Raw genomic sequence first — 24,714 nt, forward strand, 5'->3', positions numbered from 1 at the left:
AGGACGACGATGAGGGGAGAGCCGTGCAAGACCCTCATCCCTCAAATCTTCCACACCCCGTTAACGCCTTGGAAACCATCCTGCGCCACCAATGGAGCCTACCTCTGCCATCTGGGGACGCCCATGCTCGCCCGTGACCAACGCACCCCGTTCTCGGACTGGTGGTGGACCGTCGACAAGCTGCTGCTTGCGGCGATCGTCGCGTTGATGCTGGGCGGCGTCATCCTGTCGCTGGCGGCATCCCCGCCGGTGGCGACCCGCATCGGGCTCGAACCCTTCCACTTCTTCACGCGCCACGTGATGTTCCTGCTGCCGTCGATTGCCGTGCTGCTGACGGTGTCGTTCCTGTCGCCGCGGCAGATCCGCCGTGCGGCGCTGGTGGTGTTCGCGGTCAGCATCATCCTGATCGTGGCGACGCTTTTGATCGGGCCCGAGGTGAAGGGCTCGCGGCGCTGGATCACGCTGGTTGGCGTCAACATCCAGGCCTCCGAATCCGCCAAGCCCGCGTTCGTGATCCTCGCCGCCTGGCTGTTTGCCGAGTCCACGAAACGGCCGGAGATGCCGGCGACCTCGATGGCGATGGCGCTGCTGCTGTCGCTGGTCGCGCTGCTGGTGATGGAACCCGACTTCGGCCAGACCATGCTGATCACGATGGTGTGGGGCTCGCTGTTCTTCATCGCGGGAATGCGGATGATCTGGGTGCTTGGGCTAGCCGGCGCTGCCAGCGCCGGCCTGTTCGGCGCTTATCTCCTGGTGCCGCACGTCGCCGGCCGCATCAAGCGCTTCATGAACCCGGCCTCCGGCGACACTTTCCAGGTCGACACCGCGATGGAAGCGTTCTGGAACGGCGGCTGGTTCGGCCTCGGCCCGGGTGAAGGCATCGCCAAGCGCAGCCTGCCGGACAGTCACACCGACTTCGTGTTCGCGGTCGCTGCCGAAGAGTTCGGCATCATCCTGTGCCTCATGCTGCTCGCGCTGTTCGCCTTCGTGGTGATCCGCACCTTGAGCCGCGCCTATTCGACCGACGACATGTTCGCGCGCTTCGCCGCATCGGGCCTTGCGATCCTGTTCGGCGTGCAGGCCGCGATCAACATGTCGGTCAATCTGCAGCTCATTCCGGCCAAGGGCATGACCTTGCCCTTCATCTCCTATGGCGGCTCCTCGATCGTGTCGCTGGCTTATGGAGTCGGCATGATGCTGGCGCTGACCCGGCAGCGGCCGAAAACCGAGATTGAATCGGCGGAAGGCGCCAGCACCAGGCAGGCCTACGCGTGATGCATTTCGCCGTCATTGCGAGCGCAGCGACTTGTCCGCCGTAGCCTTGGCGAAGGCGGAAGCAATCCATAGAGCCGCACATTGGATGGATGGATTGCTTCGCTTCGCTCGCAATGACGGTATAAGTGTCACTATGGCTGAATCACCCCTCATCCTCCTGGCCGCCGGCGGCACCGGCGGCCATCTGTTCCCGGCCGAAGCCCTCGGTGTCGAGCTGATCAAGCGCGGCCTGCGCGTGCGGCTCGCGACCGACGCGCGCGCGCTGAAATTCAGCGGCCTGTTCACAAGGGACATGATCGACGTCGTGCCGAGCGAGACCGTGCGCAGCCGCAATCCGATCGCGCTGGCGCGTACCGGTCTGATGCTCGGTTACGGCATGCTGGTCGCGCTCAATGTGGTGCGGCGCCTGAAGCCGGCCGCCGTCATCGGCTTCGGCGGCTACCCGACCCTGCCGCCGCTGCTGGCCGCGCGCGTGCTCGGCCGGCCCGGCATCATCCATGATGCGAACGCGGTGCTCGGCCGCGCCAACCGTTTCCTCTCCACGCGAGTCAATGCGATCGCGACCTCGCTGCCCGGCGTGCTCGACCGAGATCCCGCGTTGGCGAGCAAGGCAACGACCGTCGGCACGCCGATGCGTCCGGCGATCCTCGCTGCGGCGGCGGTGCCTTACGCCTCGCCCGAAGTGAACGGCCCGCTGCGCCTGCTCGTGGTCGGCGGCAGCCAGGGCGCGCGGGTGATGAGCGACATCGTTCCTCCCGCGATCGAGAAGCTCGAGCCCGCGTTGTGGAGCCGGCTCATCCTGACGCAGCAGGTGCGCGACGAGGACATGGCGCGGGTCCGCGCGGTCTATGACCGGCTCAAGATCAACGCCGAGCTCGCGCCGTTCTTCAGCGATCTGCCGGCCAAGCTCGCCTCCAGCCATCTCGTGATCTCGCGCTCCGGCGCCGGCACCGTCGCCGAGCTTGCCGCGATCGGCCGGCCCTCCATCCTGGTGCCACTGCCCGGCGCGATCGACCAGGACCAGTTCGCCAATGCTGGCGTGCTGGCCAAGGTCGACGGCGGCTTGCGCATTCCGCAGAACGAATTCACGCCGGACAGGCTGGCGTCGGAGATCTCCGCTCTTGCCGCCGAGCCCGCGAAACTCACCGCGATGGCGGTCGCCGCACGCGGCGTCGGCCGGCTGGATGCTGCGGAACGGCTGGCCGATCTGGTGATGAAAGTGGCTGGAATTTAGGCCGGAATGACGAATTTAAGGGGAAGGCCGGGCTTGTCCCGACCGTCCCTGTCTTTCATAAGTCGGTTGATGTCCGGATCGAATCCGGACGCGACGAAGGTGATAGCAAGATGAGACTGCCGCGCGAGATCGGGCCCATACATTTCGTCGGAATTGGCGGCATCGGCATGAGCGGCATCGCCGAGGTGCTGATCAATCTCGGCTACACCGTGCAGGGCTCGGACGCATCGGACAATTACAATCTCGATCGCCTGCGCAAGAAGGGCGCGAAAATCTCGGTCGGCCACGCCGCGGAGAATGTCGATGGCGCCGATGTGCTTGTTGTCTCGACCGCGATCAAGCGCGACAATCCGGAACTGATGGCGGCGCGCGAGCGACGCATTCTCGTGGTGCGGCGCGCCGAGATGCTGGCGGAGCTGATGCGGCTGAAGAGCTGCGTTGCGATCGCCGGCACCCATGGCAAGACCACGACCACCACGATGGTCGCGACCTTGCTCGACGCCGGCAATCTCGATCCGACCGTGATCAATGGCGGCATCATCAATGCCTACGGGTCCAATGCGCGGCTCGGCGCCGGCGACTGGATGGTGGTCGAGGCCGACGAGAGCGATGGCACCTTCCTGAAGCTGCCGTCCGACGTCGTGATCGTCACCAACATCGATCCCGAGCATCTCGACCACTTCAAGACCTTCGAGGCGATCCAGGACGCGTTCCGCAATTTCATCGAGAACGTGCCGTTCTACGGCTTTGCCGTGATGTGCATCGATCATCCCGTGGTGCAGACCCTGGTCGGCAAGATCGAGGACCGCCGCATCATCACCTACGGCCAGAACCCGCAGGCCGATGCGCGGCTGGTCGACCTGACGCCGATGGGAGGCGGCTCGAAATTCACGGTCGCGATCCGCGATCGCAAGACCGGTGCGACGCACGAGATATCAGACATCACGCTGCCGATGCCGGGCCGCCACAACGCGTCGAACGCGACGGCGGCGATCGCGGTGGCGCATGAGCTCGGTGTCTCCGACGACGTGATCCGTAACGCCATGGCCAGCTTCGGCGGCGTGAAACGGCGCTTCACCAAGACCGGCGAGTGGAACGGCGTCACCGTGATCGACGATTACGGCCATCACCCCGTCGAGATCGCGGCGGTGCTGAAGGCGGCGCGCGAATCCGTCAACGGCAAGATCATCGCCGTGGTGCAGCCGCATCGCTACACCCGCCTGCAGTCGCTGTTCGAGGAATTCTGCACCTGCTTCAACGACGCCGATACCGTCGTCGTCGCCGACGTCTATGCCGCCGGCGAAGCGCCGATCACGGGCGTCGACCGCGATCATTTCGTCACGGGCCTCCGCGCCCATGGCCATCGCGACGTGGTGCCGCTGCCGAACGCGAGTGAGCTCGCCAAGATCGTGCACGGCAAGGCCAGGTCCGGCGATCTCGTTGTCTGCCTCGGTGCCGGCAACATTACGCAATGGGCGTACGCATTGCCCGATCAGCTGAAGGCGTTGGGGTGATGGACGCTTCGTACCCCTCCACGTCATGGCCGGGCTTGGGAGGGTGACCATGACCTTCCCCGACATCACCCCCGATCTCAAATCCGCGATGCCCGGGCTGCGCGGCCGCTTGCTCGCCAACCAGTCACTTGCCGAACTCACCTGGTTTCGCGTCGGCGGTCCGGCGCAGGTGCTGTTCACGCCGGCGGATGAGGACGATCTCGCTTATTTCCTGAAGCACCTGCCGAAGGATCTGCCGGTCTATGTCGTCGGCGTCGGCTCCAATCTGATCGTGCGCGACGGCGGGTTGCCCGGCGTCGTGATCCGCCTCGCGCCGCGCGCGTTCGGCGAGACCAGCGCGGACGGTGACATCGTCACCGCTGGTGCTGCGGCGCTCGACAAGCGTGTCGCGGAGACGGCTGCGAGCGCCAACATCGGCGGCATGGAATTCTTCTTCGGCATCCCCGGCACGATCGGCGGCGCGCTACGCATGAATGCCGGCGCCAATGGCGGCGAGACCAGGGATGTGCTGCTCGAGGCGACCGGTGTCGGCCGTGACGGTACGAAGCACGTTTTTGGCAATGCCGACATGAAATTCGTCTACCGCAACAGCGGCGTCGATCCCTCCATCATCTTCACCTCCGCGCGCTTCCGCGGAAAGCTCACCGACGCCGAGGCGATCCGCGTCCGCATGAATGAGGTGCAGGCCCATCGCGAGACCGCGCAGCCGATCCGCGAGAAGACCGGCGGATCGACGTTCAAGAATCCGCCCGGCAACAGCGCCTGGAAGCTGATCGATGCTGCCGGCTGCCGCGGCCTGAAGGTCGGTGGCGCGCAGGTGTCGGAGATGCACTGCAATTTCCTGATCAACACCGGCAGCGCCACGGGTCACGACATCGAGACGCTCGGCGAAACCGTGCGTGAACGGGTCAGGCAGACATCCGGAATTGAGCTACACTGGGAAATCAAGCGGATTGGAATCGGACGAGACTGATGCGCACCACCATTCTCTTTGGCGGCACCAATAAAGAGCGGCTGGTTTCGGTCGCGAGCACGCAGGCGCTGTGCAAGGCGCTGCCCGAGGCAGACCTCTGGTTCTGGCACGTCAACGACACTGTGCACGTGGTGCAGACCGATGAACTGCTGCGCCATACGCGACCGTTCGAGGACGAGTTCAAGCCGGCCGCGCGCGGCATCCCGTTGGCTGAGGCGCTGGACCAGGCCAAGGCCGAGGATCGCGTGCTGGTGCTCGGCCTGCATGGCGGTCGTGCCGAGAACGGCGAATTGCAGGCGATGTGCGAACTGCGCGGCGTGCCCTTCACCGGCTCCGGTTCGGCGTCGTCGAATCTCGCGTTCGACAAGCTCGCCGCCAAGCGCTTTGCGGCGATTGCGGGTGTGAATGCACCGCAGGGCATCGCGCTCGGGGATCTGGACGACGCCTTCGACAAATATGGCAGGCTGATCGCAAAGCCCGCCAAGGACGGCTCGAGCTACGGGCTGATCTTCGTCAACGCCAGACAGGATCTGATCGCGGTCCGCAACGCGGCCAAGACCGAGGAATATCTGATCGAGCCGTTCGTCGCCGGCATCGAATCGACCTGCGGCGTGCTGGAGCGCGCCGACGGCTCGATCATCGCGCTGCCGCCGATTGAGATCGTGCCGGGCGAGGGCGCCTTCGACTACGCGGCGAAGTACCTGCTCAAGTCGACCCAGGAGATCTGTCCGGGGCGTTTTGCGCCCGATGTGACGGCTGCGCTGATGGACCAGGCGGCGCGGGCGCACCGGGCGCTGTCATGCAGCGGCTACTCCCGCAGCGACTTCATCGTCTCCCCGACCGGGCTGGTCTATCTCGAGACCAACACCCTGCCGGGCCTGACCGCCGCCTCACTCTATCCGAAGGCCCTGAAGGCGCAGGGCATCGCGTTCGCCGACTTCCTGAACGACCAGATCGAGCTGGCGAAACGCCGCGCGCAGAAATAGGGAACCCGGGAGTTGCACGGGGAGGGGAACCCAAACTGTTGCAAAAATGCTAACGAGTTCGCGCCAAAGCACTCACAAGGTTGATCAAAACACGCTCCAGTCGGGTCGGTTTTACCATTTGTTTACCAGGAAGCCCGAAGGTTAACGCTGGCGGCGCATGTTGCGACATCCCTCAAGACGTCACCTGCGCCGGAACCCGCAAGTTGTGCGGGCACAACCTGTGACGAGCTCGTGCAATGGATGGTGCAGGACGCCTCGCCCGATCGACCCGATCGCTGAGGCCCCAAGCTGACCTGAAAGCAGCCGCTATTGGAGCGGCCGTGCTGACGCGCGAGTTTTTCGCCCGCCATCTTCCGCGCCCCCGCCGCAAGCCCGCCCCGATCATCGACCGCGAGCCGTCGAACCGCGTGATTCTGCTGCTGGAGCGTTATCTGCCGCGCCGCATCGGCGTCACCGCGACGCTCGCGATCCTGCTCGGCAGCGCCGGCTTAGGCATCGTCAAGGGCGGCCATGTTGATGAGGCCGTCGAGGCCTTCAGCGACGCCCGCAATGCGCTGGCCAATTCCGCCGGCTTCCGCATCACCACGGTCGCCATCAACGGCCGCAAGCAGCTGAGCCAGGACGAGGTGCTCGCGATCGGCGGCGTCAACGGCCGCTCGTCGCTGCTGTTCCTCGATGCCGCGACCGTGCGCGAGAAGCTCAAGGCCAGTCCCTGGATCGCGGATGCCACGATCCTGAAACTCTATCCGAACCGGCTGCAGATCGACATCGTCGAGCGCGCCGCGTTCGCGTTGTGGCAGCAGGATGGCCGCCTTGCCGTGATCGCCGACGACGGTGCGGTGGTCCAGCCGTATTTCTCGCGCCGCTTCGTCAACCTGCCGCTGGTGGTGGGCAAGGGCGCCGATACGCGCGCGAAGGATTTCCTGGCGCTGCTCGACCGCTACCCGCAGGTGCGCTCGGTCACCAAGGCCGCGATCTTCGTCGGCGAACGGCGCTGGAACCTGCGGCTGAAGGACGGTCTCGACATCCGTCTGCCGGAGAACGACGTCGGCAATGCGCTGGCCGCGCTCTCCAGGCTCGACAAGGAAGACAAGCTGTTCTCGCGCGACATCGTTGCCGTCGACATGCGCCTGCCCGACCGTCTGTTCGTGCAGCTCTCCGAGGACGCCGCAAAGGCGCGCGAAGAGCTGTTCAAGGACAAGAAGTCCAAGAAGAAGGCCGTTGACCTATGACCGGCCTCGACCGCAATTTGACCCCGAAGACCCGCCCGATGCAGAAGCGCACCGCGCTGGTGGCCTCGCTCGACGTCGGCTCCAGCAAGATCGCCTGCATGATCGCGCGGCTGAAGCCGTCGCCGCCGAACGAGGCGTTGCGCGGCCGCAGCCATGCGGTGGAATTGATCGGCTACAGCCAGATCCAGTCGCGCGGCGTCAAGGCCGGCGCGGTGGTCGACCTCGCCGAATGCGAGAAGGCGGTGCGTCACGCCGTGGCGCTCGCCGAGCGCATGGCCAAGGTCCGCGTCGAATCCGTGCTGCTCTCGGTTTCCGGCGGCCGGCTGCATGGCCAGCTGGTCGAGGCTGCCGCCGACATCCGCGGCGGCTCGGTGACGTCGGACGACATCAGCCGCGTCACCTCGGCCGGCATGCGCCACGCCACCGGCGAGGGCCGCACCGTGCTGCATGCGCTGCCGGTCGGCTACGCGCTCGACGGCGTCAAGGGCATCCGCGATCCCAGAGGCATGGTGGCGCGCCAGTTCGGCGTCGACATGAATGTCGTGACGGCGGACGCGACCGTCGCCAAGAACCTGATGCTGGTGGTGGAACGCTGCCATCTCAACGTCGAGGCCATGGCGGCGAGTCCTTATGTCGCAGGTCTCTCGATCCTGACCGATGACGAAGCCGATCTTGGCGCCGCCGTGATCGAAATGGGCGCGGGGTCGACCACGATCGCGACCTATTCCGGCGGCCGCTTCGTGCACGCGTCGGGATTTGCGCTCGGCGGCCAGCACATCACGATGGATCTCGCGCGCGGCATCGGCGCCTGCATTGCGGATGCCGAGCGAATCAAGACCTTATACGGCACCGTGTTGACCGGCGGTTCGGATGCGCGCGAGCTGATGTCGGTTCCGACCGCAGGCGACGACCGCGATACCCCGCAGATCGTTTCCCGCGCCACGATCGCGAACATCGTCCGGCATCGCGCCGAGGAGATCTTTGAGATGGTCCGGGACCGGCTCGCCGACTCCCCCTTCGCCGCGGAGCCGAGGGCGCGCGTTGTGCTGAGCGGCGGCGCCTCGCAGCTGACCGGCACCGTCGAGCTCGCCACGCGCATTCTCAACCGTCCCGTCCGCATCGGCCGTCCGCTCGGCTTCGGCCGGCTGCCCAACGAGGCCAAGGGCGCCTCGTTCGCGGTGCCTGCGGGCCTGCTCGTCTATCCGCAATACGCTCATCTTGAACATGTCGAACCGCGACACACGCGGCAACTCAGGACAGGGACTGACGGTTACTTCGGAAAGGTCGGACGATGGCTTCGCGAGGGCTTCTGATGACCGACACCCATCACCAAGGAATTTCACCAACTCCCGCGGCCGCCGGCCGGGGCGAACCCACGCGCGCGTAATCGAGAGGCAACCATGGCACTCAATCTGACCCCCCCTGACATCAGCGAGCTGAAACCGCGGATTACCGTCTTCGGCGTCGGTGGCGCAGGCGGCAATGCCGTCAACAACATGATCACTGCCGGGTTGCAGGGCGTCGATTTCGTCGTCGCCAACACCGACGCACAGGCGCTGACCATGTCGAAGGCGCAGCGCATCATCCAGATGGGTACGCAAGTCACCCAGGGTCTCGGCGCCGGTTCGCAGCCCGATGTCGGCGCGGCCGCCGCCACCGAGGTCATCGACGAGCTCCGCGATCATCTGACCGGTGCCAACATGGTGTTCGTCACCGCCGGCATGGGCGGCGGCACCGGCACCGGCGCAGCTCCCGTGATCGCCAAGGCCGCGCGCGAGATGGGCATCCTCACCGTCGGCGTCGTGACCAAGCCGTTCCACTTCGAAGGCGGCCGCCGCATGCGCACCGCCGAGCACGGCATTGCCGAGCTCCACAAGGTGGTCGACACGCTCCTGATCATCCCGAACCAGAACCTGTTCCGGGTCGCCAACGAGAAGACCACCTTCGCCGACGCGTTCGCGATGGCCGACCAGGTGCTCTATTCGGGCGTCGCCTGCATCACCGACCTGATGGTCAAGGAAGGCCTGATCAACCTCGACTTCGCCGACGTCCGCGCCGTGATGCGTGAGATGGGCAAGGCGATGATGGGCACCGGCGAGGCGACCGGCGAGAAGCGCGCACTGACCGCAGCCGAAGCTGCGATCGCCAACCCGCTGATCGACGATAGCTCGATGAAGGGCGCCCGTGGCCTCTTGATCTCGATCACCGGCGGCAAGGACCTGACCCTGTTCGAAGTCGACGAAGCCGCCACCCGCATCCGCGAGGAAGTCGATCCCGACGCCAACATCATCGTCGGCGCCACCTTCGACGAGACCCTCGACGGCATCATCCGCGTCTCCGTGGTTGCGACCGGCATCGAGCAGGCCGCGATCGCCCGCAACGCTGCCGCCGCGCCGGCCGTGCAGACGAACGGTTCGCCGGAGAACCGGCTCGCCGACCTCACCGCGCGCCTGAAGGCCGACAATGCGCGGATGGCCGAGCGCGCCCAGAAGCTGGAAGCCGCTCCCGCCCCGGTGACGGTTGCTCCGATCGTGACCCCGGCGCCCGTCGCGCCGCAGCCGCCGCGCCAGGCCATGAATAATGTCGAGCGCGGTGCTTTGGCCGCGATCGCCGCGGCGGTCGCCCCGGAGGCCCCGGCGCCGATGCAGGCGGCAGCCTATGGCGATGTGACGGTCCGCCCGATCGCGCAGAAGCCGACCCTGTTCCCGGATCATGAGGTGGCCAAGATCGAGCACCACGAGCCGGCAACCCCCGAAACCTTCATCCCTCAGGCGGCCGAACGTGCGCCGGCCCGCGCCCCGCGGATGCCGAAGTTCGAGGACCTGCCGATGCCGGCCCAGGCCGAGATCCGCCAGGCCCGCGGCGACGGCGAGGAGGAGCACCAGCAGCAGAAGACCCGGCTGTCGCTGCTGCAGCGTCTGGCCAATGTTGGCCTCGGCCGTCGCGACGAAGAGTCGGAACCGCCGATCGCCGCCCGCTCCGCGAATCCGGCGATGCCGCCGCTTCCCGAGCGCAAGCCGGCCCGCTCCGTGGCGCAGCAGATCGCAGCTCACGATCCGGTATCCGAGTATGCGAAGCGCCCGGCGCCGCAGGGTCTGGACGCCCATGGCCGTCCCGCACCTGTTGCCCAGGCGCCACAGGGCGACGACCATCTTGATATCCCGGCCTTCCTCCGCCGGCAGGCAACCTGAAGTTTGTTACAATTCTGGCGACCCAACAGGCCCCGGCGCGACCCGCCGGGGCCTTCGCTTTTGGATCGTTGCCGTAGTCACAGTTTGGTGACCAAGCAGCTGATATTAAATGATTAATTATTCTTTCGGTGATCTGATGAAGGGGCTGAAAAGGCGCTTTTGCGCTGCCGCAATTTGGTTAACCCTTGGCGCGATTGCGGCGGAGATGGGGTAACAATCGGTAAAGAAGCGTGAGTTGGCTTCCTTAGGGCAGTGACTATGGTCTGCCGTGACTTGGGGAGCTCAAGCGAGTCGGCCTTGGGGAAATTGGCCTCTCTGTTTGAGTGAAGTCGGGTAGTGGGCAGTTATCGAATGAAATTGAATCGCCAAACGACGCTTCGGTCGCAAGCCACCGTGACGGGTGTAGGCGTTCACTCCGGTTTGCCGGTCAATCTGACGTTGGGACCTGCGCCTGTCGACGCAGGTTTTATTTTTGTCCGCACCGGTCTCGACGGTGCCGACCGTGAAATCCAGGCCAACGCCAGTGCCGTGATCGCGACCGATTTCGCGACGGTGCTGGGCGACTGCGAAGGTCCGCTGGTCTCCACCGCCGAGCATGTGCTTGCTGCGCTGCGCGGCATGGGCGTCGACAACGCTGTCATCGAAGTCGACGGTCCCGAAGTTCCGATCATGGACGGCAGCGCTGCGGCTTTCGTTGCCGCGATCGAGCAGGCCGGTATCGTCACCCAGCAGGCCGCCCGCCGCTTCATCCAGGTGTTGAAGCCGGTCAAGGCAGTCATCGGTGATTCCGTCGGTGAACTGCGCCCCTTCGCCGGCGGGTTCCGCGCCGAGGTCGAGATCGACTTCGCCAACCCTGTGATTGGCCGCCAGGTCTACAATTTCGATCTCTCGCCCGAGAGCTTCCGCCGTGACGTCGCCCGCGCCCGCACCTTCGGCTGCATGAACGACGTGGCCCGCCTCTGGAGCGCCGGTTTCGCGCTCGGCGCCTCCTTCGAGAATTCCGTCGTGTTCGACGACACCCGCCTGCTCAACACCGAAGGCCTGCGCTACAGCGACGAATGCGTCCGCCACAAGGTGCTGGACGTGGTTGGCGACCTCGCGCTGGCCGGCCTGCCGCTGCTCGGCCTCTATCGTTCGGTCCGCGGCGGCCACAAGCTGAACCACGCGGTGCTGAAGGCCCTGCTGGCCGATCCCAGCGCTTGGCGGGTGGTCGAATCGGGGACCGCACGTCGCCCCCGCGGTTATGTCGAGGCCGGCGTTGGCATGGTCGGCGGCATCGTTTCCCCGGCCTACGGCCCGGACGTTTCCTGATATCGCGTCGCGCGTTGCAATTTCCGTAGTATCCACAATCGGTAAGGCCTGTGGCCGGCCGCCTTAATCCGGGCGAAATGGCTCCCTATTCGATTGGTTCAGGACTGTTTTTCGGGTAGAAGGCCTGCGGCTGCACGACACGCGCCGTTGGCGTGGGGAATTACCGGGGACGGGGAATATTGCGTCCATGGCCGCGTTTCATGGATGACGTGGGCTTCGCCGTTAACCGCATCAAAGGCGTCAGGTTTTACATTTCATGTCGGCAAAGCGTATGACGCTCGAAGCACGCAACTCGTCTGACGTTTCCGGCCTCTCGCAGGCCGTGCGCTCGCTGCGCTTCGCAGCGGGCCTGATCGTGCTCGCGCTGCCGCTCAGCGGCTGCGGCACCGGCGCGCTCTGGGACAAGTTCATGGCGAAGGACGACACCTTCGTCGAGGAGCCCGCGGACAAGCTCTACAATGAGGGCTTGTACATGATGAACCAGAAGAAGGATCCGAAAGCGGCCTCGAAGAAGTTCGAGGAAGTCGACCGCCAGCATCCTTATTCGGACTGGGCCCGCAAATCGCTCCTGATGTCGGCCTATTCGTTCTATCAGGCCGGCGACTATGACAGCTGCATCGGCGCCGCCAGCCGCTACGTCACGCTGCATCCGGGCAGCCCGGACGCAGCCTATGCGCAGTACCTGATCGCGGCCTCGCACTTCGACCAGATTCCGGACATCTCCCGCGACCAGGGCCGCACCGAGAAGGCCATCAACGCGCTGCAAGAGGTGGTGCGCAAATATCCGACCTCGGAATACGCGACCTCCGCCAAGTCCAAGCTAGAGGCCGCGCGCGACCAGCTCGCCGGCAAGGAGATGGCGGTCGGCAAATACTACATGGAGAAGCGTGACTTCACCGCCGCGATCAACCGCTACAAGTCGGTGGTGACGCAGTACCAGACCACGCGTCATGTCGAAGAGGCGCTCTACCGCCTGACCGAGGCCTATATGGCGATCGGCATCAACGGCGAGGCGCAGACCGCGGCCGCCGTGCTGGGCCACAATTTTCCTGACAGCCGCTGGTACAAGGACGCCTATAATCTAGTAAAGTCCGGCGGTCTCGAGCCGAGCGAGAATCAAGGGTCCTATATCTCCAGGGCCTTCAAGAAGATGGGTCTCGGCTAGGAATTAGTCTGGCATGCTGGCGCGTCTGTCGATCCGTGACATCGTCCTGATCGAACGGCTCGATATCGAATTCTCCCGTGGCCTCGCCGTCCTCACTGGCGAAACCGGCGCGGGCAAATCCATCCTGCTCGATGCCTTTGCGCTGGCGCTCGGCGGCCGCGGCGATGCCGGCTTGGTGCGCCATGGCGCGGAGCAGGGGCAGGTCACCGCCATGTTCGATGTGCCCAAGGGACATCCGGCGGCGAAGATCCTGGCCGAGAACGGCCTCGACGACACCGGTGAGATGATCCTGCGCCGCGTCCAGCTCGCTGACGGCCGCACCCGTGCCTTCATCAACGACCAGACGATCTCCGTGCAGACTCTGAAGGCGGTCGGCGCCGCGCTGGTCGAGATCCACGGCCAGCACGACGAGCGCGCGCTGGTCGATGCATCGACCCATCGCCGACTGCTAGACGCCTTCGCGGGGCTGGAGAAGGACGTCGCGGCGCTGGAGGTGTTGTGGGACGCCCGCCGCGTCGCCACCGCGGCGCTGGAGGAGCATCGTGCCGGCATGGAACGCGCCGCGCGCGAGGCCGACTATCTGCGCCATGCCTCGCAGGAATTGCAGGCGCTGGCGCCGAAGGAGGGCGAGGAGACCGAACTCGCCAACCGCCGCACCACCATGATGCAGGGTGAGAAGATCGCGACCGACCTGCGCGAGGCGCAGGACGCGATCGGCGGCTCGCACTCGCCGGTGGCGACGCTGTCGGCTGCGGTGCGCCGGCTGGAGCGGCGGGCCGCCAATGCGCCTGGGCTGATCGAGCCCGCGGTGAAGGCGATCGACATTGCGATCAACGCGCTGGAGGAGGCCGACCAGCATCTCCATGCCGCACTGGCTGCGACCGATTTCGATCCCGCCGAGCTCGAACGCATCGAGGAGCGGCTGTTCGCGCTGCGCGCCGCTTCGCGTAAATACTCGGTGCCGGTCGATCTGCTGGCGCGGCTGGCGGCCCAATATGCCGACGACGTCGCCTTGATCGATGCCGGCGCCGACCAGTTGAAGAAGCTGGAGGCTGCCGCCGCCAATGCCGACAAGGTCTATGCCGCGGCTGCCGCGAAGCTCTCGGCCGCGCGGACCAGGTCGGCCGACAAACTCAACAAGGCCGTCAATGCCGAGCTCGCGCCGCTCAAGCTGGAGCGCGCCAAGTTCACCACGCAGGTCGAGAGCGACGCCAACGCGCCGGGCCCCGAGGGCATCGACCGCGTCGAGTTCTGGGTGCAGACCAATCCGGGGACGAAGCCGGGGCCGCTGATGAAGGTCGCCTCCGGCGGTGAGCTGTCGCGCTTCCTGCTGGCGCTGAAGGTCGTGCTGGCCGACCGCGGCTCGGCACCAACCCTGGTGTTCGACGAAATCGACACCGGCGTCGGCGGTGCGGTCGCGGACGCGATCGGCTCGCGGCTTTCGCGGCTCGCCGGCAAGGTGCAGGTGATGGCGGTGACGCACGCGCCGCAGGTCGCCGCGCGCGCCAGCCAGCATCTCCTGATCTCCAAGGACGCCCTCGACAAGGGCAAGCGCGTCGCCACCCGCGTCAACGCGCTGGCCGCCGATCACCGCCGCGAGGAGATCGCGCGGATGCTGGCGGGCGCGGAGATCACGGCTGAGGCAAGGGCTGCTGCCGAGCGGCTGCTGCGCGCGGCGACGGCGTAGTTTTGCATCGCTATGGCAAGAGCAGCAAAGTCAAAACCGCTTCCCGATGTCGAGAAACTGACCAAGCCTCAGGCTAAGGTCGAGCACATGCGCTTGGCGCTCGAACTCGAAGGCCACGATCGGCGCTACTACCAGGACGACGCGCCCTCCGTCACCGACGCCGAGTACGACGCGCTGCGTCAGCGCTTCAACGCGATCGAGAAGCGCTTCCCGGAATTCGTCAGCGCGGACTCGCCGTCACAGAAGGTCGGCGCGGCGCCGTCGGGGCGGTTCAAGAAGGTCCGTCATTCGGTGCCGATGCTGTCGCTCGACAACGCCTTCGCGGAAGAAGACGTGGTCGATTTTGCCGGTCGCATCGTCCGCTTCCTGAAGCTCCCCGACGACAAGATCGATTTCTCCGCCGAGCCGAAGATCGACGGTCTGTCGATGTCGCTGCGCTATGAGGGCGGCGAGCTCGTCAAGGCCGCAACTCGCGGCGATGGCGCGGAAGGCGAGGACGTCACCGCGAATATCCGCACGCTGGAAGACGTGCCCGAGAGGCTGAAGGGCCGCAACATCCCTGATATCTGCGAGGTGCGCGGCGAAGTCTACATGACCAAGAAGGCCTTCCTGGCGCTCAACGAGCGCCAGAAGGCGGCCGGCGACACCATCTTCGCCAACCCGCGCAACTCGGCGGCCGGCTCGCTGCGGCAGAAGGATCCGACGATTACCGCCTCGCGCCCGCTCGGCTTCTTCGCCTATGCCTGGGGCGAGATGAGCGCGTTGCCGGAGGAGACGCAGAGCGGCATGATCTCTTGGTTCGAGCGCTGCGGCTTCAAGACCAATCCGCTGACCAAGCTGTGTCACTCGGTCGAGGAGCTGATCGCGTTCCATCGCAAGATCGAGGAGCAGCGCGCCGAGCTCGACTACGACATCGATGGCGTCGTCTACAAGGTCGACCGCATCGACTGGCAGGAGCGGCTCGGCTTCGTCTCGCGCACGCCGCGCTGGGGAATCGCGCATAAATTCCCGGCCGAGCGCGCCATGACGGTGCTGCGCGACATCGAGATCCAGGTCGGCCGCACCGGCTCGTTCACCCCGGTCGGCAAGCTTGAGCCGATCGGTGTCGGCGGCGTCATCGTGCAGAACGTTACGCTGCACAATGAGGATTACATCAAGGGCATCGGCAACAAGGGTGAGGTGTTGCGCGAGGGGCGCGACATCAGAATCGGCGACACCGTCGTGATCCAGCGCGCCGGCGACGTGATTCCGCAGGTGGTCGACGTTATCATCGACAAGCGGCCGAGCAGCGCGAAGGAATTCCACTTTCCGAAGAAGTGCCCATGCCCGCTGCACACCGACGTGGTGCGCGGGGAGACCGCGGCTGGCGAGGAAGAGGCACGCGCCCGCTGCAGCGGCGAGTTCGCCTGTCCCTATCAGAAGATCGAGCACTTGAAACTGTTCGTGTCGCGGCGCGCCTTCGACATCGACGGGCTCGGCGAGAAGCAGCTGCAATATTTCTTCGACGAAGGCTGGGTGAAGGAGCCCGCCGATATCTTCACGCTGCAGAAGCGCAACAGCAAGCTCAAGCTGGAAGAGATCGAAGGCTACGGCGAGACGTCGGTGCGCAATCTCTTTGCCTCGATCGAGGCGCGCCGCAGAATCGCGCTGGAGCGCTTCATCTTCGCGCTCGGCATGCGCCATGTCGGCGAGACCACAGCGCTGGCGTTGGCGCGCGGCTATGGTTCCTGGGACGCCTTCCACGATGCCTGCCTCGCGGTCGCCAAGGGTGACGAGGAAGCGATTGCCGAGATGGATGCGCTGGACCAGATCGGCGACACCGTGATTAGGAGCATCGCCGATTATTTCGGCGAGAAGCACAATCGCGGCATCGTCGAGCGGCTGACCGAAGAGCTTGACGAGATCGTCGACGCCGAGAAGCCGAAGAGCAATTCAGCGGTCGCCGGCAAGACGGTCGTGTTCACGGGCTCGCTCGAGAAGATGACGCGCGACGAGGCCAAGGCCACGGCCGAACGGCTCGGCGCCAAGGTCTCGGGCTCGGTGTCGAAGAAGACCGACCTCGTCGTCGCCGGCCCCGGCGCCGGCTCGAAGCTGGCGGACGCCAACAAGCATGGTGTCAAGGTGCTGACCGAGGACGAATGGCTGACGCTGATTGGGGAGTAGGCGCTCTGCCGCCACATTCTCCGGTGTCATCCCCGCGCATGCGGGGACCCAGTATTCCAGAGGCGGCGGTGGGATGCGGAGAAGCCGCGGCATACTGGATCCCCGCGTGCGCGGGGATGACATGCGAAAGCGAGGCGCGAGCACGCCTCACATCATCCCGCCCTCATCCTCCTCCGCCTGTGCGATCAGCTCCTCGCTCACCACCACATCCCGTCGCGGCACGATGAAGATCATCGTGCACGCACACGCCACCGAGATCGCGAAGATCGCCGACATCAGCGGCAGCGTGCTCGCATAGTGGCCGCCGAGATAGGCGCCGAATTGCGAGACCAGCGCGCCGATGCCTTGCTGCAGGAAGCCCATGGCGCCGGAGGCGGTGCCGGCGGCTTCGGGGCGGATGCTGATGGCGCCGGCGGCGGAGTTCGCCATCACGAAGGCATTGGCGACCATCACGATCATCTGGGTGCCGAACAGCCAGGCCGGCGCCTGGTTGACGCCCATAAAGCTCCAGATCAGGTTCAAGAGGCTGCCGCCGACCTGCAGTGCGAGTCCGAACCAGATCAGCTTTTCCAGCGAATGCCGTGGCGCAAACCGCACGCAGAGCAGGTTGCCGACCAGATACGCAAAGCCCGTGCAGGCGAACCACGCGCCATATTCGGCGCTGTTGCGGCCCATCTGCGTCACCACGATATAGGGGCCGCCGCCGGCGAAGGCGAAGATGATCTGCGAGGCCAGCACCTGGCACAGCAGATAGCCGATGAAGGCGCGGTTGGTGAAGAGCTTGCCGACGTCGCCGCGGAAGCCGCCACCTTCGACGCGGTCGCGCTTCGTTTCCGGCAGCGCCAGCGCGATGAAGATCGTGATCACCAGCGACGCGCCGGTGATGAAATAGAGGACCGCGCGCCAGCCGAACGCGGTCTCGAGAAGACCGCCGGTCAGCGGGCTGACCATCTGTCCGACCATCAGCGCGGCGACGACCAGGCTGATCATGGCGCCGACGCGCTCGCGCGGATAGAGATCGCGGATGATGGCGCGAGAGATCACCATGCCGCTGGCGCCGCCGAGCGCCTGGAAGAATCGCGCCGCGATCAGCTGCGGCAGGTTCTCGGCGAACACACTCGCGATGCCGGATACGACCATCAGCCCGAGACCGCCGAGCAGCACCGGGCGGCGGCCGAACCGGTCCGACAGCGGCCCCATGATCAGCTGCGACAGTGCGATGCCGACCATGTAGAGCGACACCGTCATCTGCGCCACCGAGATGTCGCGGCCGAAGGTGGTGGCGAGCACCGGCAGCGCGGGCACCAGCATGTACAGCGAGATCGGCGCCACGCCCGTCATCACGACGAGCATCAGCAGCATGACCTTCGATGTCGCAAGTTTCTCCGTGGCCGCCATGGGCGGCTTGCCCATCATGCCGTGCATTCAAATCCGTGTCCGTGTTGCGGTCAGACTGTAGCGTGCTGGTCCGCGCGGAATACGGGTGTTTCGGCATGCGGCCATGCCGAAAGCGGGAGGCGGAGCTGGGATTTCGTCTCGCGCAACAGTCCTCGCTGTCATCCCCGCGCATGCGGGGACCCAGTATTCCAGAGACCGTGGTGGGATACGGAGAAGCCACGGCGTACTGGTCCCCCGCTTTCGCGGGGGATGACAGTGGGGTGTGTGGCTGCCGTGGTGCTCGAAAGCGAGCTACTTCAATTCCGCCGTCGCATCATCGAGCCACAGCTTGGTCGCGTTGTCGTCGAGATGCGGGCGGACCGCCTTGGCCACGCGGGCGTGATACTCGTTCAGCCACTTCAACTCGCCTTCGCTCAGCATGCCGACATCGATCAGGCGCCGGTCGATCGGCGCCAGGGTCAGCGTCTCGAACGCATTGACCGGCTTCTCCGCGCCCTTGATGTCGGTGCCGATGACGAGCTCGAGGTTCTCGATCCGGATGCCGAAGGCATCGGTCTTGTAGTAGCCGGGCTCGTTGGAGAGGATCATGCCGCGCTTCAGCGGCGTGGTGCCAAGCTTTGAAATTCGCGCCGGGCCTTCGTGGACGGACAGGTAGCTGCCGACACCGTGGCCGGTGCCGTGCTCGAAATCGACGCCGGCCGACCACAGATATTGCCGCGCCAGGGTGTCGAGCTGCGCGCCGGTGGTGCCATCGGGAAACACGGCGCGCGCGATCGCGATATGGCCGCGCAGCACGCGGGTGAAGCGGTCGCGCATCTCGTCCGAGGGCTGGCCGATCGCGATGGTGCGGGTGACGTCGGTGGTGCCGTCTTCGTACTGCGCGCCGGAATCGATCAGCAGGAGATCGCCGGGCTCGATGCGGCGGTTGCTCTTGCGGGTGACGCGGTAGTGTACGATGGCGCCGTTCGGCCCGGTGCCGGCGATCGTTGGAAAAGACACATCCTTTAGCGCGCAGGTCTGGCGGCGGAAGGTTTCCAGCGCCTCGACGGTGTCGATCTCGGTCAGGCCGCCCGACGGCGCCTCGCGATCGATCCAGGCGAGGAAGCGCGTCAGCGCCACCGCGTCGCGCTGGTGCGCCGTGCGCGTGCCCTCGATCTCCGTGATGTTCTTCACCGCCTTCAACAGGCTGACGGGATCGTTGCCGCGTACCGGCTTGCCGCCGTTGCCTGATATCAATCGGCTCAACGCGTCGGCCGCGGTGGTACCATCGAGCGCGATCGAGGCGCCGCGTTTGGCGAGCTCGACCAGCTTCGGCGTCAGCGCCGCCGGCTCCTCGACACCGGCGGATTGTTCGAGATGGTCGCGCGTCGCGTTGGAGAGCTTGCGGTGGTCGATGAAGATCAGCGGCCGGCCGTCCTTCGGCACCAGCGCGTAGGACAGCGGCAGCGGGGTGTGCGAGACGTCGGCGCCGCGGATGTTGAAGGTCCAGGCCACCGCGTGGCTGTCCGAGAGCACCAGCGCATCGACGCCGAGCTTGTTGATCTCGAGCCGGATCCGCTTGAGCTTCTCGGCCTCGATCTCGCCGGAGAATTGCGGGCCGTGGATCGCGACGGGCCCGAGCGGCGGGGCCGGCCGCTCATTCCAGACCGCATCGACCGGATTGCTCTCGACCGCCACCAGCTCCGCGCCGGCCTTGGCGCAGGCCGCGGCCAGCCGCTCGGCTGCTGCGGAAGTGTGCAGCCACGGGTCAAATCCTAGGCGGTCGCCGGCCGAAAGGTGCCGCGCCAGCCAATGCTCCGGCGGCGGCTCGACCAGCGGCTCGACCTGCCAGGCCTTGCGGTCGACCTGCTTGCCGGCCTGCAAGGTGTAGCGGCCGTCCACGAACACCGCGGCCTCCCGGGCCAGCACGATGGCCTGGCCGGCAGAACCGGTGAAGCCGGTCAGCCAGGCCAGCCGCTCCTCGGAGGGCGCCACATACTCATTCTGCTGCTGATCGGCGCGGGGAACGACAAAACCCGTCAGCTTGCGGCGCGCCAGCTCCTCGCGGAGCGCGCCCAGCCGCGCAGACAACGCCACGCCGGTCTCCGGTTCCTCGAACGTCTGGAAGTGGGCTTCGAACATCGGCGGGCGGCCTCTCAGGTGGAGCATGATCTTATCGGAAAACCGGTCTCCACCTTTCCGGATCATGCTCGCGGTTGAAGAAAAGTGGACAAGTCCGCGACGCGGCAGACCTGCCTATAATTTGGCATAGCTTATGCTTGAATCATGGCGTCATCATTAGAAAAGCCGGAACGGTGTCCACGACAAGCCGTTTGGTCAGAAAATGCCGGGAGTGCCCAGGAGTGTCTCAACTCAACGGTGAGGGGAAACACGATGCCTGCTTTCTCGTTTGAGAAGATCTCGCCGCCGGTCCGTCGCGAGCCGATTGCGTCGATCGAGCAAAAGCAGCGCGGCGTCATCGTCCAGATCCTGGACCGGATTGTCGAAGCCCGCGTCAAGCGCGGCATGAAGACCGGCAAGACGACCGTCATCCCCCGTAAATCGACCGATTGAAATTCAGCCGGCCTTTCGCAGCAGCAGGCTGCTCCAGCCCTCGATCCTGAGATGCCGCAGCGGCACCAGGCCACGGGCGCGGTAGGCTGCGATCACGGCCGGCGCCTGATGGGTCAGCAGGCCGGAAAGGATCACCTGCGCCGACGGCGCCAGATGCCGCGCCATCGGCCCGGCCAGTTGTCGCAGCGGATTGGCGAGGATGTTCGCGAGCACCAGATCGAACGGCCCGCGTTGCGCGAACTGAGGCGCGGCGAAGCCGGTGGCGCGGATCACGTCGACCCAAGGCCCGGTCTCGTTCAGCTCAGCATTCTCCGCGGCGACGCGCACCGAGGGCGGGTCGATGTCGCTGGCCAGCACCTTGCCATGCAGCGCCTTGGCGGCGGCGATCGCCAGCACGCCGGTGCCGGTGCCGAGATCGAGCACGCGGCGCGGCTGATGCGCCTTCAGCACATGATCGAGCAGCAGCAGGCAGCCGCGCGTGGTGCCGTGATGGCCGGTGCCGAAGGCGAGCGCCGCCTCGATCTCGATGGCGAGCTTGTTCGGCGCGACGCGGTCGCGATCATGCTGGCCGTGCACGACGAAGCGGCCGGCCGGCACCGGCACGAGATCTTCCAGGCTCGCCTTGACCCAGTCCTTGGCTTCGATGGTGTCGAAGCTGACGCTGCGCGCGATCTCCTCGCCCGTGGCGTGACCGATCAGTTCGCGGATCAGCGTCTGGTCCGGGGCCTCGGCAAAATGCACCGTGACGTCCCAGCGCCCGTCCGGCCGCTCGAACGCGGCGAACGCCGCCTGATCCTCAAAGAACATCTCGGACAATGTATCGACCACGCGCCGGGCGGACGGCTCATCGGTCAGGGCAATGGTGGCGCGGTGCGTGACTGGGATCATCGGGGGGAGTTCGTCGATTTTTATGCAAATTTCAACTGAGATTGCTGCGGTTTCACGCATAGATTTAGTTATGGGTCATTAAAACAACCTTAGATGTTACCGTACTAGTACGGGACCTGGAACTTGGAAGCATCCCCCAGTTCCGGGATTTAAAAATAGGGCAGGTCAAACCATGAAGTCTTTTGTCGTTAAGTTCTTGAAGAACGAGTCCGGCGCCACCGCGATCGAATACGGACTCATCGCCGCCGGCATCGCGATCGCGATCATCGCTGCGGTCAACGGTGTCGGCACCTCGCTGAGCTCCACCTTCTCCAGCATCAGCACCTCGTTGAAATAGGTCTTAAGGCCTTCTCGGCGTTCTCCAGGCATCGGGCGTTCCTGTCGCCCGGTGCCTTTTTCTTTGGACCGGATAGGTTGGCGCCGCGCGTGACGTCGGAGGCGCGATCCGGCCGCGGTGATCCCTCAAGTTTGAACGGTGATTGACTCGAATTATCGGGAAAATCGTGTCGTGACGCTTAAAGCAACCTTAGATTCCCTTGGTTATGACAACGCCGGACCTCGGACGCACCGTTCCGGGACGCTGCAACAAGGGTAGGATCAAACATGAAGGCGATTGTCGCAAAATTCCTGAAGGACGAATCCGGTGCTACCGCGATCGAATACGGCCTCATCGCTGCCGGCATCGCGATCGCGATCATCGCGGCGGTCAAGGGCGTCGGCACCCAGCTGAGCTCGAACTTCGCCACGATCAGCACGTCGCTGAAGTAAGCACCTTACGTCTCAAGGCGTTCTCGGCGCACCGGGCGACTCCGTCGCCCGGTGCTTTCTTTTTGGCGTTAGCGCCGCAGTTCACGTGTTTTGTCGAAGGCTTGCCGGACCATGTTGTTGATCATCGTGGCCCCCTCGGACATTTTTGCCGCTCTCGGACGCCCTTCCGTGTTGCCCACAAATTTTGACAGGAAGTCCGCTTCTGGCTTGGCGCACAGCTTGATGTAGAGACTGCGAAAGCTTTCGAATGTCACCGCACCTTTTTCGTGTGCAGCCACTGTCACTGCGCATTTCGTCAGCGCCCTGAACGACGCATAGGTCGCGTCTCGCTTGCCATCATCGTCGCCTGCGACGGCCGGCGTGAGAGCAGCAAAGCTCGCGGCAACGGCAAACGCGGCCGGGCGGATCCATTTTTCGAGCTTGTTCATCATTCCTCTTCTCTCGCGCAGTTTGCCGCAACGCAAACCTATCCAATTTCCAATGGATGTTCGCATCTTCTCCGCAGGGTTTTGCACGGGATATCCAGAGAGCTGGAAGCGGCGCCATCGACAACCGGTCCACAGCTTTGCACGCGATCTATGCCGGACTTATCCACCGCTGAGCCCGTGGCTTTTCCCGGCGATATCCATCGCCTGCCCACAGCCTTTCCACCGGCTTTTGCACCGCGCCTGTTGATCATTGTCACGAGAACAGCCCGCGGTGATCCGACAAAATCGCCCGCGCCGCGTTGTGGCCGGGGGCGCCGGTGACGCCGCCGCCGGGATGGGCGCCGGAGCCGCAATGGTAGAGGCCGCGCAGCGGGCCGCGGTAGTCGGCATGGCCGAGCATCGGGCGGGCCGAGAAAATCTGGTTCAGGGTTAAGGCCCCGTGAAAGATGTCGCCGCCGAGCAGGCCGAATTGCCGCTCCAGGTCGAGCGGTGACAGCACCTGCCGGCCGACGACACTCGCCGCGAAGCCGGGCGCGAAACGGTCGACGGTCGCGATCATGAGATCGGCGACCTCGTCGCGATGATCGTCCCAGCTCCGGCCCGCGGGCAATTCCGGCGCGACGTGCTGGCAGAACAGGCTCGCGACGTGCTGGCCAGGCGGGCTCAAGGAGTCGTCGAGCGTCGAGGGGATCAGCACCTCGACGACCGGCTCGCGGCTCCAGCCCTGCGCACGCGCGTCGAGCCAGGCGCGATCCATATAGGCGAGATCAGGCGCGATGATGATGCCGGCGGTGAGATGATCGCCGGTGCCCGGCAGCGCCGTGAACGAGGGCAGGGCGCTCAGCGCGACATTCATGCGGAACGTGCCGGAGCCGTTGCGCCAGCGCGAGATCCGCGTCAGGAAATCCGGCGCCAGCGCATCCGCCGGCACGAGGCGCGTGTACAGCAGCTTTGGATTGACGTTCGAGACGACGTATCTGGCGCGAATGGTGTTGCCATTGTCGAGGGTCACGCCGACCGCGCGATCCTTCTCGACGATCACCTCGCGGACGCCGGCATCGGTCTCGATTGCGACGCCGTGGCTTTGCGCTGCGCGCGCCATCGCCTGCGTGATCGCGCCCATGCCGCCGACCGCGTGACCCCAGACGCCCTTCTTGCCGTTCACCTCGCCGAAGGCGTGATGCAGCATCACATAGGCGGAGCCGGCCGCATACGGGCTCGCATAATTGCCGACGATGGCGTCAAAGCCGAACAGCGCCTTCACCAGATCATGCTCGAAACGCGCATCGAGCATCTCGCCGGCCGACATCGTGAACAGGTCGAGCAGCGCGCGCTGCTGCTCCAGCGTCAGCTTGCGCAGGATGTTGGCGGTGCCGAGCGCGTTGAAGGCTTCGCCGATCGCACTCGCCCCAAAGCTCTCGACCAGGTTCGGCGGCGCGCGCAGCACGAATTGCCGGAGCACGTCGGCGATCGCCTCCAACTCGTGCGAGAAGGTTTCGATTGCGACGGCGTCACGCGGATTGAGCCGCGCGACCGACTCCCTGGTGCGGCCTTCGCCTGTCAACAGATAGCTGCCGTCGGGCGCGGGCAGGAAATTCTGGGCGCGCCGCTCGACGATTGTCAGGCCGTGCTCGCCGAGTTTCAGGTCAGACATGATTTTCGGGTTGAGCAGGCTCACCGTGTAAGCCGCGACCGAATTGCGGAAACCCGGGCAGAATTCCTCCGTCACCGCGGCGCCGCCGACCACCTTGCGGCGTTCCACGACGCGGACCTTCAAGCCGGCCATCGCCAGATAGGCCGCGCAGGTGAGGCCGTTATGCCCCGCACCGATGATGACGACGTCCGTTTCGTTCATGTCCGCTTCAAGATGCAGTGATTAGAACTGCTAGTCGCGCCTGAGCAGCGCTTCGTCAAGTCCGCGTGACGCCACTTTCTTGCCCGCCATGTT

The 24,714-nt window shown here is 65.4% G+C and carries 20 protein-coding genes and 1 pseudogene; 16 read left to right on the forward strand and 5 right to left on the reverse strand.

All coding sequences use genetic code 11. The features are described 5' to 3' along the window. The first annotated feature begins 123 nt into the window (after nt 1-123). The 13 genes and pseudogenes from ftsW to ligA all read left to right on the forward strand — a co-directional run bounded on the left by ftsW (nt 124) and on the right by ligA (nt 16,731). A complete protein-coding gene (ftsW, locus tag JQ604_RS04445) occupies nt 124-1,275 on the forward strand; it encodes a putative lipid II flippase FtsW (protein ID WP_212353523.1) in 1,152 nt (383 codons plus the stop codon). Nucleotides 1,276-1,408: 133 nt separating this feature from the next. After that, nucleotides 1,409-2,509: an undecaprenyldiphospho-muramoylpentapeptide beta-N-acetylglucosaminyltransferase gene (gene murG / locus JQ604_RS04450; RefSeq protein WP_212353526.1), complete on the forward strand. Its 1,101-nt coding sequence runs from the start codon at nt 1,409-1,411 to the stop codon at nt 2,507-2,509. A 110-nt stretch (nt 2,510-2,619) separates the two neighbouring features. Next, complete coding sequence (gene murC, locus JQ604_RS04455; RefSeq protein ID WP_212353528.1) at nt 2,620-4,023, forward strand: UDP-N-acetylmuramate--L-alanine ligase; 1,404 nt, start codon at nt 2,620-2,622, stop codon at nt 4,021-4,023. Between the two features lie 49 nt (nt 4,024-4,072). Further along, nucleotides 4,073-4,996, forward strand: coding sequence for a UDP-N-acetylmuramate dehydrogenase (gene murB / locus JQ604_RS04460; RefSeq protein WP_212353532.1), 924 nt, complete (start codon nt 4,073-4,075; stop codon nt 4,994-4,996). Next, nucleotides 4,996-5,982 carry a D-alanine--D-alanine ligase family protein gene (locus JQ604_RS04465; RefSeq protein WP_212353536.1) on the forward strand — a complete coding sequence of 329 codons (987 nt, stop codon included), beginning with the start codon at nt 4,996-4,998 and terminating at the stop codon, nt 5,980-5,982. Before murB ends, JQ604_RS04465 begins: the two co-directional genes overlap by 1 nt. Before the next feature lie 84 nt (nt 5,983-6,066). Further along, nucleotides 6,067-6,261: pseudogene (locus JQ604_RS41435) on the forward strand (D-alanine--D-alanine ligase); the annotation flags it as partial. Further along, complete coding sequence (locus tag JQ604_RS04470) at nt 6,219-7,214, forward strand: cell division protein FtsQ/DivIB (RefSeq protein WP_212353538.1); 996 nt, start codon at nt 6,219-6,221, stop codon at nt 7,212-7,214. The pseudogene JQ604_RS41435 and the gene JQ604_RS04470, both read left to right, overlap by 43 nt. Further along, nucleotides 7,211-8,527 carry a cell division protein FtsA gene (ftsA, locus tag JQ604_RS04475; protein WP_212353542.1) on the forward strand — a complete coding sequence of 439 codons (1,317 nt, stop codon included), beginning with the start codon at nt 7,211-7,213 and terminating at the stop codon, nt 8,525-8,527. Before JQ604_RS04470 ends, ftsA begins: the two co-directional genes overlap by 4 nt. Before the next feature lie 87 nt (nt 8,528-8,614). Then, a complete protein-coding gene (gene ftsZ / locus JQ604_RS04480; protein WP_212353544.1) occupies nt 8,615-10,405 on the forward strand; it encodes a cell division protein FtsZ in 1,791 nt (596 codons plus the stop codon). A gap of 351 nt (nt 10,406-10,756) precedes the next feature. After that, complete coding sequence (gene lpxC / locus JQ604_RS04485) at nt 10,757-11,716, forward strand: UDP-3-O-acyl-N-acetylglucosamine deacetylase (RefSeq protein ID WP_212353547.1); 960 nt, start codon at nt 10,757-10,759, stop codon at nt 11,714-11,716. Nucleotides 11,717-11,972: 256 nt separating this feature from the next. Further along, a complete protein-coding gene (locus JQ604_RS04490) occupies nt 11,973-12,881 on the forward strand; it encodes an outer membrane protein assembly factor BamD (RefSeq protein ID WP_212353550.1) in 909 nt (302 codons plus the stop codon). 13 nt (nt 12,882-12,894) lie between these two features. Continuing rightward, a complete protein-coding gene (gene recN / locus JQ604_RS04495) occupies nt 12,895-14,568 on the forward strand; it encodes a DNA repair protein RecN (RefSeq protein WP_212353553.1) in 1,674 nt (557 codons plus the stop codon). A gap of 12 nt (nt 14,569-14,580) precedes the next feature. Then, the gene (gene ligA / locus JQ604_RS04500) at nt 14,581-16,731 is read left to right on the forward strand and encodes an NAD-dependent DNA ligase LigA (protein ID WP_212353556.1); all 2,151 of its coding nucleotides are present in this window, start codon (nt 14,581-14,583) and stop codon (nt 16,729-16,731) included. A 147-nt stretch (nt 16,732-16,878) separates the two neighbouring features. On the opposite strand, the gene JQ604_RS04505 is transcribed toward ligA, so the two are convergent. After that, the gene (locus JQ604_RS04505) at nt 16,879-18,156 is read right to left on the reverse strand and encodes a multidrug effflux MFS transporter (protein WP_212353559.1); all 1,278 of its coding nucleotides are present in this window, start codon (nt 18,154-18,156) and stop codon (nt 16,879-16,881) included. 264 nt (nt 18,157-18,420) lie between these two features. Then, nucleotides 18,421-20,250 carry an aminopeptidase P family protein gene (locus JQ604_RS04510; RefSeq protein ID WP_212353904.1) on the reverse strand — a complete coding sequence of 610 codons (1,830 nt, stop codon included), beginning with the start codon at nt 20,248-20,250 and terminating at the stop codon, nt 18,421-18,423. Between the two features lie 252 nt (nt 20,251-20,502). On the opposite strand from JQ604_RS04510, the gene JQ604_RS04515 reads away from it, so the two are divergent. Beyond that, nucleotides 20,503-20,682, forward strand: coding sequence for a hypothetical protein (locus JQ604_RS04515; RefSeq protein ID WP_212353562.1), 180 nt, complete (start codon nt 20,503-20,505; stop codon nt 20,680-20,682). Between the two features lie 3 nt (nt 20,683-20,685). Here JQ604_RS04515 and JQ604_RS04520 read toward each other — a convergent pair whose 3' ends face one another. Then, the gene (locus JQ604_RS04520; protein ID WP_212353565.1) at nt 20,686-21,570 is read right to left on the reverse strand and encodes a 50S ribosomal protein L11 methyltransferase; all 885 of its coding nucleotides are present in this window, start codon (nt 21,568-21,570) and stop codon (nt 20,686-20,688) included. 172 nt (nt 21,571-21,742) lie between these two features. On the opposite strand from JQ604_RS04520, the gene JQ604_RS04525 reads away from it, so the two are divergent. Together JQ604_RS04525 and JQ604_RS04530 are read left to right on the forward strand one after the other, a co-directional pair. Further along, complete coding sequence (locus JQ604_RS04525) at nt 21,743-21,907, forward strand: Flp family type IVb pilin (RefSeq protein ID WP_212353568.1); 165 nt, start codon at nt 21,743-21,745, stop codon at nt 21,905-21,907. 266 nt (nt 21,908-22,173) lie between these two features. Further along, a complete protein-coding gene (locus tag JQ604_RS04530) occupies nt 22,174-22,338 on the forward strand; it encodes a Flp family type IVb pilin (RefSeq protein ID WP_212353570.1) in 165 nt (54 codons plus the stop codon). A 68-nt stretch (nt 22,339-22,406) separates the two neighbouring features. On the opposite strand, the gene JQ604_RS04535 is transcribed toward JQ604_RS04530, so the two are convergent. Together JQ604_RS04535 and JQ604_RS04540 are read right to left on the reverse strand one after the other, a co-directional pair. Next, on the reverse strand, nt 22,407-22,766 hold the full coding sequence (locus JQ604_RS04535; RefSeq protein WP_212353572.1) for a hypothetical protein: 360 nt from the start codon (nt 22,764-22,766) through the stop codon (nt 22,407-22,409). Nucleotides 22,767-23,019: 253 nt separating this feature from the next. After that, nucleotides 23,020-24,621, reverse strand: a complete 1,602-nt coding sequence (locus JQ604_RS04540) for a phytoene desaturase family protein (RefSeq protein WP_212353575.1) — start codon at nt 24,619-24,621, stop codon at nt 23,020-23,022. Between the last annotated feature and the right edge of the window lie 93 nt (nt 24,622-24,714).

Origin of the sequence: Bradyrhizobium jicamae (assembly GCF_018130695.1) — a bacterium.
Classification (GTDB): domain Bacteria; phylum Pseudomonadota; class Alphaproteobacteria; order Rhizobiales; family Xanthobacteraceae; genus Bradyrhizobium; species Bradyrhizobium jicamae_B.